We start from the raw sequence: 14,429 nt of genomic DNA on the forward strand, positions 1-14,429 counted from the left end.
CATNGCTGGAATGGCAGGCCAAGCAGTTCGGCGGCGCGTCGGACTGCCGCAGCCTAAGCCCGGGGCGCAGCTTCAAGCTGAGCGAACACCACTGGTTCGATGCCCACGACGACACCGATGCCGACTTCCTGGTGGTGTCGGTGAGCATCGATGCCAGGAATAACTTCGCCGACCGCGGCAGCGCGCCGGTGTATGCCAACAGTTTCAGCTGCATCCGCCGCAAGATCCCGTACCGCCCCCGGCGCCAGCACAGGAAGCCGCGCATGCCGGGCCCGCAGACGGCCACGGTGGTCGGTCCGAAGGGACAGGAAATCCATACCGATCCGTATGGCCGCATCAAGGTGCAGTTTCCGTGGGACAGGTATGGCCGGCATGACGAGCGCAGTTCGTGCTGGATCCGGGTGTCACAGCCATGGGCCGGTGCCGGCTGGGGGACGGTTGCGATACCACGCATCGGCCAGGAAGTGATCATCGATTACCTGGAAGGCGACCCGGACCGGCCGATCTGCACCGGGCGGCTGTACAACAGCGCGCAGCCGTTGCCGTATTCAATGCCGGGTGCTGCACACGTGATGGGCTTCAAGAGCCGCTCGACGCCTGGCGGAGGCGGGTATTGCGAGATGGTGATCCATGACAAAAAGGGTCAGGAGCTGATCAACATCCATTCGCAGAAGGACATGGTCACGACGGTTCAGCACACGCAGGCCACGGTGGTGAACGGGCCGCACCAGATGAACACGGTGACTAACGGCTTCCAGGTGACGAAGGTGAAGAAGCGGGTTGAGTTGGAGTCGCAGACGGAGTTCATCCAGTTGAAGGCGGCGACGGAGATCGTGCTGGAGGTGGGGTCTAGCCGGATACGGATGGGGGCGAATGGGAAGATCACGATACAGGGCTTGCATGTGGATGTGATTGGAACGAATCGGATTGATCTGAACACGAATGGGGCAACTCAGGCATAAAACAGTGCTGTGCCAAATCTTGTTTATGCTGCAGGCTTCGTTCCGCCCGACTCAGCATCAGGGATGGCCGGACTGATGCAGGGTTTGCGGGGCGAGACGTCGGTGATGGAAAAGTCATCTGCGACGCAGACTCTGGGCAAGCATATCCGTACAGGTGCGCAGATTGTCGAAGAAATGTACAAAGGGCCGGCACGGGACTTCTGGGATGGCATCGAGAGCGGCAATCCGACAGACATTGCGATGGCGGCAACCGGATTTCTGCCGACGGGGGCGATTGGAAAAGTGCCTAAGGCGATGGGGAAAGTACTTGCAAGTAACGGAGACAATCTGACCAAAGGTGCAAATAAGATATCAGCACTAAGCTCCTCTGAAGTAAGAGCAGTTGTGCGAGAAGCTAGCGTACCGTTTGGGAAAAGTGGGCAAGCTTTTAATATAGGATCAGAAACTGAACTGAATGCGCTGTTCGAAAAAATTACTACTGAAGCTAAACATGTTACCGCCAAATATGATGGCACCATGAAAGTTCTGCCAGATGGAACCCGAATTGGACTACGAAATGTGTCAACAACTGGCGGTCAGACTATCGATGTGTTCCCTATTAGCGGAAAGCCTTACAAGGTTCATGTCAACCCGGAATAACTTATGAAGAATCCTCAATATGTAATTGATATGGTTGATTATCTCTATGAAGAAGGGGATAGAGATCTAATATTTTTTGGCCAAATATTAGGCGTCGTGAGCTACGACGAAAATGATAACCCATTTGATAAGACACCTGAAAAACGTATGTCGGATGCAATTAAATTGGCTAATTATTTGATATCAAGCGACGACTTCTGTCTTGGAAAAACAGTGAAGCAACAGGATGAAACATATCAGTATCGTGTTTACGAAGAGGGCTTCCAGAAATTTTGTGAAGATGTCACCAGAGCATTTTCTTCAAATGGAATAGATGATGTGGATCTGAATGCGGGAATCTGGCTGAAGAAATTGAAAATTGGGCAGCGCAGAACAGCTATTCCCCGAGAAATCATGGAAATGTTTGAATAGCCATAGCAGATCTTTTGCCGTCAGAAGGATTTACCTGGCAGTTGAGGTCAGCACTGCTCAATTTCCTTTAAATGGATGAGTAAATGAGTACGCGGATCTAACTTGCATCGTGCACCTGAGCCGCAACTCAACCACGCTGGCAGCGTGGAAGGACCGCAAGGAGCTCGCTGCAGCGCTCAAACCAGTCTACCAGGCGGCCACGCAGACTTGGCAGCAAGCGGCTCTGGATAAGTTTTGCGCTGGCCCTTGGGGCAGCAAGTTTCCGACGGTGGCAGCGATGTGGAAGCGTCAATGGCAGCAAGTGATTCCGTTCTTTGCGTATCCGCCTGAGGTCAGAACCATCATCTACACAACAAACGCGATAGAGAGCTTGCACATGCGGCTACGCAAGATCGTTAAGAACCGGGGGCGCTTCCCCGGCGACGAGGCTGCAACCAAGCTACAGTTCCTGGCCTTGCGCAATATTGAAAAAGACTGGACGCGGCCACAGTTACAGCGGACGTGGAAGCAGGCGGCCAATCAGTTCGCCATCATGTTCGGTGAGCGCTTTACCAACGCCATCAACTAAATCGACCTCGCACACAGAATTCCTGACACGTCCTATGCGGATAGTCGTACACCTTGTCTATGCACGAACCCTGTGCCCGCACAGCCAACAAGGACGGGCGCTATGCTGGCAGTAATTCGAGCGTCAGGTGCGGCTTGCGTGGTGGTAAAAGCGGCTCCATCTGCGCCCACAGTCTGTCCGGGAGACGCCAGCCATCGTCGTCCTTGCTCATGCCCATGTTTCACCTCTTGCATCATCATGGGCTTGGACCGCTGACAGGCCAATATCTTTCTCAAACTATGAATGGAGAAATGCTCCCATGACTTCTCATGAAACGAAAAGGCTCACTTTAGTTCGCGATTTGCTTGAGTTGTCTAAACCATTGGAAGAAATTGTGCCGCAGCTTGCTGTTTTGGACTTGGACTACGAAGGGGATGGTATTGAGCTAAAGAAAAAGCATTTGACCTTGGCACTGCAGCGATATCTTCAAGGTGTATTGTCTCATTCCGATATTGAGTCTTGGGCAAATCAAATTGAAGGACGCGAGGATGTTCAATTTGAATCTGGTTGTGAACAATTGGTTGAGGAAGTCCTTTACGAGCTTGCGAATCCGGACTTGACAAAACCATTAAATCAGCCAAGGGCCAGGATGCTGATTGATCGATTTTCGATATCGTAAATGTAACAACGCTCATTCCACCTGGCGTCGGCTGCCTGTGGAGGACAAGGTTCGAAAGAAATCGCGGCTGGCGCTGGTGCGGTAATAAGGCATAAAGAGGGTCAACGCGAGAGTAGCGACGCTACTTGTTAAGTCATGCGAATAGACATTCAACTCTAGAGCCTGTTATGAACTAATGAAATAGCAACAAGTCCATGGCGGCATGACTGCCAGAAAACCTTATCCAAGCGATGTGCAAGACGAAGAATGGGACTTCGTTGCACCTTATTTGTCATTGCTGCCATTGGACGCAGCGCAACGTGAGCATTCATTGCGTGAGGTGTTCAATGCCTTACGCTGGCTGGTGAGAAGTGGTGCGCCATGGCGTATGTTGCCGCATGACTTCCCGCCCTGGTACACCGTGTATCAACAGACGCAGCGCTGGATCAAGGCAGGTTGCTTCGAATCGATTGCGCATGATCTGCGTTCACTACTACGCCTGGCTGCCGGACGCGAACCGGCACCGACGGCGACGATTCTCGATAGCAGAACGATTCAATCCACACCGGAAAGTGGTGCTCGTGCCGGCTATGACGGTGCAAAACGCCGCAAAGGATCGAAGGTGCATGCGGCCGTCGATACCTTGGGTCAATTACTAGCGCTGCATGTAACGCCGGCCAATGAACAGGATCGGGATCAGGTAGCCCAGCTGGCCAAAAGCGTACAGGAAGCAACCAACCTTAATGTCGAGATCGCATATGTCGATCAGGGCTATACCGGCGAAGCTGCGGCCGAGCAGGCACAGGACTTCTGCATGGAGCTCATGGTGGTCAAGCATACTGAGGCCAAGAAGGGCTTTGTGCTGCTACCACGGCGCTGGGTCGTTGAACGCAGTTTCGCCTGGGCCGCACGATTTCGAAGATTGGCTCGTGACTATGAACGCATGGCACAGACATTGGCCGGACTTCACTATGTCGCCTTCGTCTGCCTCATGCTCAGTAAAACAATGTCCATCTTCGGCTTTAGTTCATAACAGGCTCTAGCGCGCCGTTTATATCGACGTAGAGGGTGGACATCCTGTGATTGACGAAGAGCAGGCTGAATAACAGGAACCAGTTGGAAGGTAAACAACCGATGGAAGCTCAGGCATGAAAGAACTATCGTGGAAATAAATAAGAAACGCCGCTATCTTCTTGCAGCACTTTTAATAATTTCGGTCGCTCCAGGATTTGCGGCAGGGGTAGATACAAATAGCAGAGTGAAACCACTAGATGAAAAACAAATTAACAAAACTCTCTGGCATTTGGTTGAGGAGCTAATCAAAAGAGTTCCATTTACAAAATCCTCACTGGAAGAACTTCTTCGTATTCCATTTATGGAAACCAGAAAGACTATACATACAATTTTTTATGAAGGTCAGCCAGTAGGGCTGAGTGATGGTGCGGTCCTGGAGAAGATTGATCTGCGTATTGGATTGGATGAAGGTGCCCCCGGATTTTTGGTGCTTGATTTAAGTGGAACGTGCTTTACCCTGACGGATGTTCAATCTAACTTCAATGCCACAAAGATTGCCCAGATTCCCTCTGGACACTCAGTTGAGGAAGCTACTGTCCATACCACCATGCAAAGCCGCAGCACGCTTTCTTTCGGATTCAGGGAAAAGAATCCAAACTGCCTTGCTTATATAGCATTTGACCCACATAAAAAATGAAAAAGTTTCGGAACCTGCAACAGGAATTAGTCCCAATAGCAGGCAAGATAATTGTGCCGTCCAGACTTTGCCCGATCATAAAATTCACAAAAAACCGCGACATGACGAGACTGTTGATTTCGCTGTCATATGCACAATTAATGAAAAACAACCTAACGAAAAACATCCCGCATCTTCAATCCATCGTTCACAGGCCATGGTTAAGTCAGGTATGAGAAGACTTACCGCCAAGAGAGACTGGCTCGGTTACAAGATAATCATATTGGCCACGATGATCTTTACAAATGCATATGCAAGTGAACGATTAAATAACAAGGTCCAGCTAAGTTTATGGGATGCGATCTACAACTTGGAACAGCAAATGCCACTCTCCAAAGCAAGCATTGAAAAGTTGCTGGGGACGACGTTGTTTGAAATTGAGTACGACCCAAATTTTATCAAGCTGGCCGGGCCGGGTCCCACCCTGCGGGATGGCATCATTCTTTCAAAACTGAATTTGATGCTTGAGTCTTCACCAAATTTGGGAAACAAGCGCGCATTTGCGATGGAGTTACGTGGCACCTGCGTCACAATTCACGATGTACGTCGCAATTTCGGTGATGTCGAGCTAGCACAAATCCCTCGAGGCAAATCACGACAGGAAACGGCAGTGTGGACGGTTAAACGTTCGCAGTGGGATATTTCCTTTGGATTCAAAGAAGAGCAGCCAGATTGCTTGTTCCGTATAAGTTTTCGCAAACCATGAACATTTTCGGGTTTTATTCATAAGTCGATGTATTTTCGATGGTTTCAAGTCGTGGAGACATTGTCTTCGCTAAACAACTCAGATTGGATTTGCAGCGTTTTCTTTGGAGCAGCCTTGCGGGTTGCTCAACCTTCAGAGCAGCCGGAGAATTTTGCAGCTTCGATGCATGCATATCACGCGCAGCTGCTGCCATCCAAATGGCAAGCGATGTGATCGCATACCGCCAATGTCTCGTTGCATCAGGCTCGGCAGCCATACTGCTGTTACTGCTGCAGTATTGGTGCGACGGCAGGGCGCCTTTTCGGATAGCGGGTGAAGGATTAAGCCGGCATCGAGAGCATCTGGAACTTTCTCATTGCAGGTGCCACATAAGAAGGAACGCGGTTCTTGTACCCAGTCCGGATCAGGCTCTTGTCCTAACCTTGGGCAAGGTCGGGGGAGCATGTGGAAGACGAAGCTGCTTCGACGGCTTACGCAAGAGGTAAGCGGAATACATTAATTAACAATGCTTATCAAGAGAGCTTGAAATGTCAACCATATCTCCTAACCGATTCGCTTCACCTAACTCGCAAACGTCAGCTGTTAATAAAGAGGCCAACCCCCTTAACGAAGACTTCAACCATGCAAAAAGAGTTATGGCCGATGAAATGAAGCGCCTGTATCCCGACAGCGTTATGGATACTAAGTCGACTCTGGTTACACTCGATCAGCAAAGTCTCGATCACATAGTAAAGAATGGAACGTTGAGAAGCGCTAATGGCGACCTAGTACCCGTCTCTGATGATGTCAGGAATGCGGCACAGACCATCTTGGATAACGGCGGACCGACCGTGATTAATCCAAAGGGGGATCCGTGGTTTTCAGAGGCTGATTTGCGGAAATCCCTTGAGCCCGAGCCTGAACCTCTCCAGGCTCTCCAGCCTGTGCAGCCTGGGGAGGCTACCCAGGCTGCACAGCGTGGCGACATCAGGGATTAACACCCACTCCAGGGCTATCGCATTAAAACGCAAGTCACTTCAATGGCTTAGCCGGAGAGGATGAATGGCTCCGTGATGATTCATTGCGTTGCTCCCAGTAACTCCTCGATATACTGACCGATCAGGCATGCCCTCAGACGCTTCTTGCGTAGGGGGCTTTTCAATGAACTCAAGCGCAAAAAGTTCATGCCGATATTGCGCACATGTTCAGGTTCTACGGCGCATGGTCAGTGCGAGTGCGGCACGCATCTTCAAAAAACGTCACGTTTAGGCAGCAGTGCCGTCGGTTCTCAATCTACTGGTGACTGCGTATGCCCCGCGCCAATTCTTCCAAAGCCGGCTGCAGCGAGCTGACGTAGTACCGCCTTTCGGATGATACTCCCTCTTCGGTTTGCCGCATCGGTTCGTCCACCGCCATCGTTCGCATGCCTGCCCAGGCATTGAACGGTTCACCTGGTAGGCATGCAAGTGCAATGCAGCGCCGCTTCTCCTGGCGACCATGCCCTCGCTCGTCCGTCGCATGGCCCCAGCTGGCAAAGTTCAGTCAGCATCGGCCACCCTCTACGCAACGCATTGAAAACTAGCCAGCTTCTATGCGATAGCCCTGGTCTACGTGATAAGGTTTGCTTAGTCTTCTCTTTGCATGCGGTCAATGGCTTCGAGGCGCAACGACATTGCATTTTCCAAACAGGCCGCATCGGACTTGCAGCGATTCCTCTTCAATAACCATGCGCGTTGTTCCGCCTTCAGAACAGTCAGCGAATTCTGCAGCTTGGCTTCTTGCAACTCACGCGTCGCAGCGGCATATGATTTGGCGACACTGACATCCAGCTTGGCTAGCGGGATCGAATGGCATATTGCTCGCTCGCTTTCGACCGATGTCCTGGTGCAATCGAAGGAAGGGATCGGACGTGCGTTTTCCGGTACGCGTTTCAATTCGAGTATGGTTTCATCATGCCAGCGCACTGCTAGTCTTTCGCCTGGAAGAGGCAAGAGCCAGGCACCATGGATGCCGTCTTCGCGCCCCAAACCAAAACCCCAAAGCTTGCCTTTGCATTTCACCGTTATAGCCGATGCGCCCGGATCGGCGGGAAGCTGCAGTTGATAGTCTTCGGCGGTAGGGTTTGCCGGCGGAGTGGCCCGTCCGGCCATGCTGGACTCGATCAATCCAGCAACCGGTATCGACGCCGCAATTCCGGGTGATGGGCAATCCTGGCGTTCGGGCGTATTCGACGCAATGGCTTCATGAGAGAAGTGGAAGATCCTGCCGTTGAGTCGGAAGTCATCCGGCCGATAGTGCAGAGTACGGGTTGCCCCTGTATCGACGTGAATGCCAACCACTTCCCAGGTGCCGACAATATCGGAAGGCATTCCAGCGCCAGGTGTCTTTAGCGTATCCGAGGCATGCGAAGCTGCCGCCATGCACAAGGCAAGCGATGTGATCGCATGCCGCCAATGAGAGGGGCGCAGAAGAAGTTGAAGGATCATGTTTTGGCCCGACCTCAGATGCTGTGGTAATGACCATAGAGGTATAACGCAACCTCATGGTCGCGGCGCCGAACAAGTCCCCTGAATACAATCCCCTTTGAGGTCACGACAGACCTGATCGTTTTCATGGCGTCGGCAACATGGCCCTGATTGAGATGATGGGCGACGGTACGGAACTGGCCTCCGGGATTGTAGGCAAACGATACGAGGGCATCGAATTCATGCTGGAGCAGATCAATGCTGATCATCCGCTTGACCAGCGACTCGTAACGCGGAATGACGTGTCTCAGCAATTGCACTTCCTGCATGCGGCTGAGCTTGACTAGCGCACGATGGTGCTCGGCAAATTTGGCCGCCGCTTGATTGGCCAGGCCTGCCGCTTTTGATATTTGCCCGGCGATAGCTGGCGCAAGACCGATGGCCTGCATGTCGGCGACCACCGACGCAGCACTTCGCTCTTTCATGTCATAGCCCGGTCCCAGGGTCACGCCGCTAGCCCCTCGCGGCCAATGAAGTCGGCTGCTTACGCCGGCCAGAGCTTCATGGCCATAGATGAAATCCAAACCCTGCGCAGATGTCCAAAGTGCGGACGCGGGACGCGATACGCCATGGGAAAGAGGGAGGATTCTCGCTGCGGCGGATGAATGAATAATGGTGCCGCCGATGTTTTTGATCGCATCGTCGGTGAAGAGCGCCGGGCGATGGACAAGGCCCGTATTGGTTGCCGAAAGCCCCAACGCACCGAAGGTCTTGGGCCCGGCAATACCGTCGGGCAGCATGCCTTTTCGCCGCTGAAAACCTCTTACCGCGCTATCTGTCTGGGCTCCGAATCTCCCATCGATAAAAAGTTTTTCGCCATGCTTTGCAAGCGCTTGCTGAAGCTCTCGCACCTTGCCGCCTGTTGACCCTTTTCTCAGCATCGCCACTTTGCCGCCTCTTTGAAAAGCAGTGATCGGCGCATGGTTCGGGACGAATCATGAACACCGGAAATTGCAAAAATAACATTTAATTGCAATTATGGCAATGCTGAAAATGTATGTGTCTGCAAATGGGAAGGGGACAAACCGGGAGTGGCCGCTTGCGCGGCCGTTCAAACTCTACGCACTCATTGCGAGTGCGTTGTGCAACCTCGTTACATATCGGTCGCGCTGATGTTTGCGCTGATGCTCTTCAGCGATTCGTTCTTGTGGCTCTGCACCTTGTCCTTGTGGCGAACCACCTGCCGGTCGAGCTTGTCGATGAGCCCATCAATGGCTGCATAGAGATCCTCCGCGTAGTGGTCGAGGTGGATCACATTGCCCTTGACGCGCAGGTTGACTTCGGCCCGCTGGCGCTTGTCCTTCTCTGAAGGTTTCTCCACGCCGAGCACGACCGCGATATCGATGATCTGGTCGAAATGGCGGATCACGCGTTCCAGCTTGGTCTCTACGTATTCGCGCAGGGCCGGGCTAATGTCGACATGCTGGCCGGTAAGCAATAGGTTCATGAAACAAGCTCCTTTATGCAATGGAATGATTTGACTGCGATGGGAGTGACCGCGATCTCAATCGCTCTGTCACGGTGATAGCGATGAGATAACTTGCGGCCTGTCAGGTTCACTGGATTTCGCATTGCGGACGCGAATCCGATGTTGCGCTGCAAGGGCTCGGCATGTGGTCAAGTGAAAAATTGCGGGATGTTGATTATGCGCATTGCTCCCGTAGAACTACCATTCATCTTGACTGTGCCCAAAACTCGCCTATCTTCCAGATTGCCGCCAAGACGGCAACGATCGGCTCGGAATCGAACAATTTCAGGAGACAGCATGGTATCCACTCTAGGTCGGACCGCCGGGGCATTAATGCTCGCCGGCGGCGCAGTCCTTTCGCATTCCGCCGGCGCCGTAGTCGTGACGCTGCCGAAGTACAACGTCAACGTGGCCGAGGTGTCGGTATCCGGCATTTCCTCCGGCGGCTACATGGCGGCGCAGATGCATTTCGCGTATTCGAAGACGATCCGCAAGGGTGCCGGCATCATCGCAGGCGGGCCGGTGTATTGCTCGCAAGGCAGTGTAACGATCGCGACCGGGCCCTGCATGGCCGACACCGGTTCGCGCAATCTGTCCTATCTCATTTCCACCATCAATACTTGGTCCGGCAACGGCTATATCGATCCAACGTCGAACCTGTCCACGTCGAAGGTCTATCTCTTTTCGGGCACCATCGACTCGACGGTGAAGCAGCCGGTGATGAACGACCTGAAAACCATGTACGCCAACTATGTGCCCGCGGCCAACGTCACCTACAAGAACAACATCGCCGCGGAACATGCGCTGGCGACCGATGATTACGGAAATGACTGCAGCGTCAATGCCAGTCCCTACATCAACGACTGCAACTTCGATACGGCCGGGGAAATCCTGAAATGGATCTACGGTACATTGAATGCCAAGAACGCGGGTACGCTTGGCGGCAGCTTCGTCAACTTCAACCAGCGGTCCTTCTGGGGCAACGGCGACCCGACCAATCACGGCATGGCCAATGACGGCTGGGCCTATGTGCCGGCTAACTGCGCCGCCGGACAGGCCTGCAAGCTGCATGTCGTTTTCCATGGCTGCAAGCAGAATGTCGCCACTGTCGGCACGCAGTTCTACCAGAGGACCGGATATAACCGCTGGGCCGACACCAATAACATGATCATTCTCTATCCGCAGGCGAATGCGACGTTTGCCAATCCGAACGGCTGCTGGGACTGGTGGGGCTATGACGATGTGAATTTCCCCGCCAAGAGCGGCGGGCAGATGGTGGCGGTCAAGACCATGATCGACCGCGTCGTCAGCGGCAGCGCCTCGGCGCCCTACACCTGCGCGCAGTGGTTCGGCAGCAATGTCGAGCATGTTTATTACGGCCGCGCCTATGCATATGCGGGGAATGTCTACGCCACCAATTCCAACCAGTATCTCGGCTACTATTCGACGGCTGCCTATACCGATGTGCGCAGGACCTCGGCCGGGTATTACGCGTACGGGAAATGCCCCTGATGTCAGGCGGCCGCCCAGCGCTCCCCCCGCCGCTGCTGGGGCGGGGGGAACGCCAGTTCGACCCGGTTGCGTCCGTTCGCCTTGGCGCGGTACAGCGCGCCGTCGGCCGCCGACAGCAGGGTGTCGACCTGCATCGTGCCTTCCTGCGCGATGGCCAGGCCGATGCTGACCGTGTAGTGGGGCAGTGCCGCGTCGGGCGCGGTTGCCGCGATGTGGCCGCAGATGCGCCGGGCAATGGATTCGGCATCCTTCGGTGATGCATCCGGCAGAAGGATGACGAATTCTTCGCCGCCGTAGCGGCCGAGGCAATCGATATTGCGCAGCACTTCCTGCACGCGCTGCGCGAAATCGATGATCACGCGGTCGCCTATCGCATGGCCGAAGCGGTCGTTGATCGACTTGAAGCTGTCGAGGTCGCACATCAGCAGGGCCAGCGGACGGCCGGATCGCAGGCTGCGGCCAAGTTCGCGTGCCAGGATGTCGATGAAGGCCCCGCGCGAATAAGCCTTGGTCAGCTGGTCATGCGATGCGATGAATTCCAGTTCGGCGCGCAAGCGCTCATTGGCCAGCATGATCGCACCGAGGGTGATGGCCAGCACAGAAAACGCCAGCGCCGCCAGATAGATTTTCTGCATCGGGGTGGCGCCGAACACGCTGGTGGTCGCATCGAAATGCAGGAGCAGCACGCCGATGCGGAAGGCGGACACCATGCCAATGCCGGTGAAGACCATGCAGGTAAAGCGGCCCGCCAGCGAGGCGCCGGTGGTGCGGTAGACCAGCACGGTGCAGGCAAGGAACAGGATGGTATTGGCGAAGGTCACGAGCAATGCGCGCGACGGGTAATGCGGCGATACGTAAGTGAACCAGGCGACATAGGCGGTCACCAGCAGCAGCACCGTCTTGAGCAGCCTGCTGCGGCTGGGCAGGCCGGCGAAATGGCGGAAACCGGCATAGAAGCACATGATGCCGCCGACCAGCATGGCATTGGCAAGCACCACGCAGAAAAGATCCGGGATGGCGCCGGTCATGCCGAACAGGCCGCTGGCGACTACCATGCCGGACAAACCCCAGCTCCATTCATTGAGGCCGCCGATGGAAGGCGGAAAGCTGCGGCGCAGCATGAAGAGAATGGCCGAGCACAGCAGGCCAAGCAGGCCGGCAACAAAGATCAACGAGCGCGGATCAAGTTCTGCCACGATGCACCTTTTTCCAAAGGCGCAATATAGCAATATTTTCCTTTTATTGACACATGGAAATAAAAGGCGGGTCGAAATGCTTGCGCTGGGTCAAACGGCGCGGATCTGCGCCGTTTGGCTTCTCAGGAGGGTTTCGGCGTCGCTTCGGGGCGGCGGTTGAAGCCCGCCACCATGTCGAAGCGGAACAGCCGGCACTCCAGCGCGCCATTGAAGAATGGCGTCTTGCGCGCTTCCTTCAGACGCAGCAGTTTCGGCACGCTTAGATCGGCAGTGAACAGGAAGACTTTCCAGCCCGGGAAGCGCTGCTTGAGCGTGGTGCTGAACGCGTTGTAGAACGCGGTGGTGAGTTCGTCGGCCGGCTGACTGCTGTCGCCGCGCACGCCGATGCGTTCGCCATACGGCGGATTGGTAAGCATGATGCCGGGAATGCCGCTCGGCGGCTTGACTTCCTGCGCCTCGATCTGCTTGAGCGGCACATCGAACTGGATGCCGGCATTGCTCAGGTTGTTGCGCGTCATGACCACCATGTCGCCGGAAATATCGCTGCCGAACAGGGTGGGCGTGCGCGGCAGGGCGTTCGGCTTGACTTCGGCCTTGATGGCCTGCCATTCCGCAGCCTTGAAACCGAGAAATTTCTCGAAGCCGAAGCTCCGGTTGGCGCCGGGCGGAATGCCGGCCAGGATCTGCGCGGCTTCCACCAGGATGGTGCCGGAACCGCACATCGGATCGAACAGGATGGTGCCCGGCGTCCAGCCGGACACGCGCAGCAGGCCGGCGGCGAGGTTTTCGCGCAGCGGCGCATCCCCGGTTTCCTGGCGCCAGCCGCGCTTGAACAGCGCTTCGCCCGAGGTGTCGAGATAGACGGTGTAATTGCGTGCATCGAGAAAGCCGACGATGCGCATGTCCGGCGTGCGGGTATTGACTGACGGCCGTTCCTGGTACAGGTCGCGGAAGCGGTCGCAGACCGCATCCTTGATTTTCAGCGTGGTGAATTCCAGGCTCTTGAGTGGCGACTTGATCGCGGTGAGGTCGACACGGATGGTGTGATCGACGCCGAACCATTCTTCCCAGGGCTGCTCCAGCGTCAGGTCGTAGATGTCGTTTTCATTGGCATAGGCGCGCTGCGCCATGCGCAGCAGCACCCGCGAGGCGATGCGGGAATGCAGGTTGAGGCGGTAGCTGTCGGCCAGCGAGCCGGAGCAGTGCACGCCGCCGGGCACCTGGTTGTGCACCTTCAGCGTGCGGCTGCCCTGGGCGATCTCGTTGATCTCTTCGGCCAGTGCCGCTTCCAGCCCGCGCGGGCAGGGGCAGAAATATGAATATGTCATGGGGTACCTTTTTTCCGTTGTACTGCTGCTTGAATCTATCTTGCGACCTGGAGCGACGATGCGGCTGTCCTACTTCTGCAGTGCCCGCTCGACGAAGTCCAGCCTGTCCTGGCCCCAGTAGCCTTCGCCGTCGACCACATACCAGGGCGAACCGAAGACATTGGCCGCGATCGCTTCCTCGGTATGGCGGTTGTATTCTTCCTGCACGCCGGATGTTTCCGCTGTCTTGACCAGCGCCTGGCCGTCAAGGCCGCATTCCCGCGCGATCGCGGCCAGGGTCGCCGCATCGGCGATATTGCGCTCCTCGGCCCAGACCGCCCGCATGACGGCGCCGGCCAGTGCGAGCGCGGCATCGGTGCCATGCGCAAGACGCGCCGCGATGATGAGCATGGCCGCCGCATCGCCGGCCACCGGGAAGAATGCAGGTTGCAGGTTCATCGGCATCTGCAGGTGCTCGCTCCAGCGCTTCAGCTCGACCAGCCGGTAAGCCTGCCGCTGCGGCGCCCGCTTGGCCAGCGGCACGCCTCCAGATACGCTGAAGACCTTGCCGAGATCGCAAGGCTTGAGTTCGATCTGCGCGCCGTGCTTCTTCGCCAGCGCGACGAAGCGCTCATGGCCGAGATAAGTCCAAGGAGATTGCGGAGCAAAGAAATACTGGCAGACCTGGGCCATGGCGGCCTCCTATCGGTTAAGTATGCGAACAATGTTGCAACGAAGCTTGCAACGGGGCTTGTAGCAAAGCCGGGGC

15 protein-coding genes and 1 pseudogene are annotated in these 14,429 nt (G+C 55.3%); 10 read left to right on the forward strand and 6 right to left on the reverse strand.

Annotated elements, in window-relative coordinates; all coding sequences use genetic code 11:
• Positions 1–5: 5 nt before the first annotated feature.
• The 9 genes and pseudogenes from tssI to RY831_RS14020 all read left to right on the forward strand — a co-directional run bounded on the left by tssI (position 6) and on the right by RY831_RS14020 (position 6,650).
• The gene (gene tssI / locus RY831_RS13975) at positions 6–962 is read left to right on the forward strand and encodes a type VI secretion system tip protein TssI/VgrG (RefSeq protein ID WP_326507051.1); all 957 of its coding nucleotides are present in this window, start codon (positions 6–8) and stop codon (positions 960–962) included.
• Positions 963–1,025: 63 nt separating this feature from the next.
• Positions 1,026–1,601, forward strand: a complete 576-nt coding sequence (locus tag RY831_RS13980; protein ID WP_326506968.1) for a hypothetical protein — start codon at positions 1,026–1,028, stop codon at positions 1,599–1,601.
• A gap of 3 nt (positions 1,602–1,604) precedes the next feature.
• Positions 1,605–2,012, forward strand: coding sequence for a hypothetical protein (locus RY831_RS13985; RefSeq protein ID WP_326506969.1), 408 nt, complete (start codon positions 1,605–1,607; stop codon positions 2,010–2,012).
• Positions 2,013–2,112: 100 nt separating this feature from the next.
• Positions 2,113–2,580, forward strand: a pseudogene (locus tag RY831_RS13990) (transposase); the annotation flags it as partial.
• Positions 2,581–2,878: 298 nt separating this feature from the next.
• Positions 2,879–3,238 carry a hypothetical protein gene (locus RY831_RS14000; protein WP_326506970.1) on the forward strand — a complete coding sequence of 120 codons (360 nt, stop codon included), beginning with the start codon at positions 2,879–2,881 and terminating at the stop codon, positions 3,236–3,238.
• A 202-nt stretch (positions 3,239–3,440) separates the two neighbouring features.
• Complete coding sequence (locus tag RY831_RS14005) at positions 3,441–4,250, forward strand: IS5 family transposase (RefSeq protein WP_326506971.1); 810 nt, start codon at positions 3,441–3,443, stop codon at positions 4,248–4,250.
• Between the two features lie 129 nt (positions 4,251–4,379).
• On the forward strand, positions 4,380–4,928 hold the full coding sequence (locus RY831_RS14010; protein WP_326506972.1) for a hypothetical protein: 549 nt from the start codon (positions 4,380–4,382) through the stop codon (positions 4,926–4,928).
• The gene (locus RY831_RS14015) at positions 4,909–5,673 is read left to right on the forward strand and encodes a hypothetical protein (RefSeq protein ID WP_326506973.1); all 765 of its coding nucleotides are present in this window, start codon (positions 4,909–4,911) and stop codon (positions 5,671–5,673) included. The genes RY831_RS14010 and RY831_RS14015 overlap by 20 nt, the downstream gene beginning before the upstream one ends.
• A gap of 527 nt (positions 5,674–6,200) precedes the next feature.
• Positions 6,201–6,650 (forward strand): hypothetical protein, encoded by a 450-nt coding sequence (locus tag RY831_RS14020; protein ID WP_326506974.1) that lies wholly within the window; start codon positions 6,201–6,203, stop codon positions 6,648–6,650.
• Positions 6,651–7,277: 627 nt separating this feature from the next.
• On the opposite strand, the gene RY831_RS14025 is transcribed toward RY831_RS14020, so the two are convergent.
• From RY831_RS14025 to hpf, 3 genes are all read right to left on the reverse strand, one after another.
• Positions 7,278–8,021, reverse strand: coding sequence for a lysozyme inhibitor LprI family protein (locus RY831_RS14025; RefSeq protein WP_326506975.1), 744 nt, complete (start codon positions 8,019–8,021; stop codon positions 7,278–7,280).
• Between the two features lie 131 nt (positions 8,022–8,152).
• Positions 8,153–9,058: a DUF8812 domain-containing protein gene (locus tag RY831_RS14030; protein WP_326507052.1), complete on the reverse strand. Its 906-nt coding sequence runs from the start codon at positions 9,056–9,058 to the stop codon at positions 8,153–8,155.
• 212 nt (positions 9,059–9,270) lie between these two features.
• On the reverse strand, positions 9,271–9,624 hold the full coding sequence (gene hpf / locus RY831_RS14035; protein ID WP_326506976.1) for a ribosome hibernation-promoting factor, HPF/YfiA family: 354 nt from the start codon (positions 9,622–9,624) through the stop codon (positions 9,271–9,273).
• 318 nt (positions 9,625–9,942) lie between these two features.
• On the opposite strand from hpf, the gene RY831_RS14040 reads away from it, so the two are divergent.
• Positions 9,943–11,157 carry an extracellular catalytic domain type 2 short-chain-length polyhydroxyalkanoate depolymerase gene (locus RY831_RS14040; RefSeq protein ID WP_326506977.1) on the forward strand — a complete coding sequence of 405 codons (1,215 nt, stop codon included), beginning with the start codon at positions 9,943–9,945 and terminating at the stop codon, positions 11,155–11,157.
• A gap of 2 nt (positions 11,158–11,159) precedes the next feature.
• On the opposite strand, the gene RY831_RS14045 is transcribed toward RY831_RS14040, so the two are convergent.
• From RY831_RS14045 to RY831_RS14055, 3 genes are all read right to left on the reverse strand, one after another.
• The gene (locus RY831_RS14045) at positions 11,160–12,353 is read right to left on the reverse strand and encodes a GGDEF domain-containing protein (protein WP_326506978.1); all 1,194 of its coding nucleotides are present in this window, start codon (positions 12,351–12,353) and stop codon (positions 11,160–11,162) included.
• A gap of 122 nt (positions 12,354–12,475) precedes the next feature.
• Complete coding sequence (locus RY831_RS14050) at positions 12,476–13,681, reverse strand: THUMP domain-containing class I SAM-dependent RNA methyltransferase (RefSeq protein ID WP_326506979.1); 1,206 nt, start codon at positions 13,679–13,681, stop codon at positions 12,476–12,478.
• A gap of 69 nt (positions 13,682–13,750) precedes the next feature.
• A complete protein-coding gene (locus tag RY831_RS14055) occupies positions 13,751–14,353 on the reverse strand; it encodes a 2-hydroxychromene-2-carboxylate isomerase (protein ID WP_326506980.1) in 603 nt (200 codons plus the stop codon).
• Positions 14,354–14,429 lie beyond the last annotated feature (76 nt).

The organism is Noviherbaspirillum album, from assembly GCF_035916955.1.
Taxonomy (GTDB): Bacteria; Pseudomonadota; Gammaproteobacteria; order Burkholderiales; family Burkholderiaceae_D; genus Noviherbaspirillum; species Noviherbaspirillum album.

Coding starts and splice junctions, on each gene's coding strand:
- RY831_RS14050 (WP_326506979.1), bottom strand. CDS start 13,681: ATGACATATTCATATTTCTGCCCCTGCCCGCGCGGGCTGGAAGCGGCA.
- RY831_RS14040 (WP_326506977.1), top strand. CDS start 9,943: ATGGTATCCACTCTAGGTCGGACCGCCGGGGCATTAATGCTCGCCGGC.
- RY831_RS14025 (WP_326506975.1), bottom strand. CDS start 8,021: ATGCCTTCCGATATTGTCGGCACCTGGGAAGTGGTTGGCATTCACGTC.
- RY831_RS14000 (WP_326506970.1), top strand. CDS start 2,879: ATGACTTCTCATGAAACGAAAAGGCTCACTTTAGTTCGCGATTTGCTT.
- RY831_RS14020 (WP_326506974.1), top strand. CDS start 6,201: ATGTCAACCATATCTCCTAACCGATTCGCTTCACCTAACTCGCAAACG.
- RY831_RS14030 (WP_326507052.1), bottom strand. CDS start 9,058: ATGCTGAGAAAAGGGTCAACAGGCGGCAAGGTGCGAGAGCTTCAGCAA.
- RY831_RS13985 (WP_326506969.1), top strand. CDS start 1,605: ATGAAGAATCCTCAATATGTAATTGATATGGTTGATTATCTCTATGAA.
- RY831_RS14055 (WP_326506980.1), bottom strand. CDS start 14,353: ATGGCCCAGGTCTGCCAGTATTTCTTTGCTCCGCAATCTCCTTGGACT.
- RY831_RS14005 (WP_326506971.1), top strand. CDS start 3,441: ATGACTGCCAGAAAACCTTATCCAAGCGATGTGCAAGACGAAGAATGG.
- RY831_RS13980 (WP_326506968.1), top strand. CDS start 1,026: ATGGCCGGACTGATGCAGGGTTTGCGGGGCGAGACGTCGGTGATGGAA.
- hpf (WP_326506976.1), bottom strand. CDS start 9,624: ATGAACCTATTGCTTACCGGCCAGCATGTCGACATTAGCCCGGCCCTG.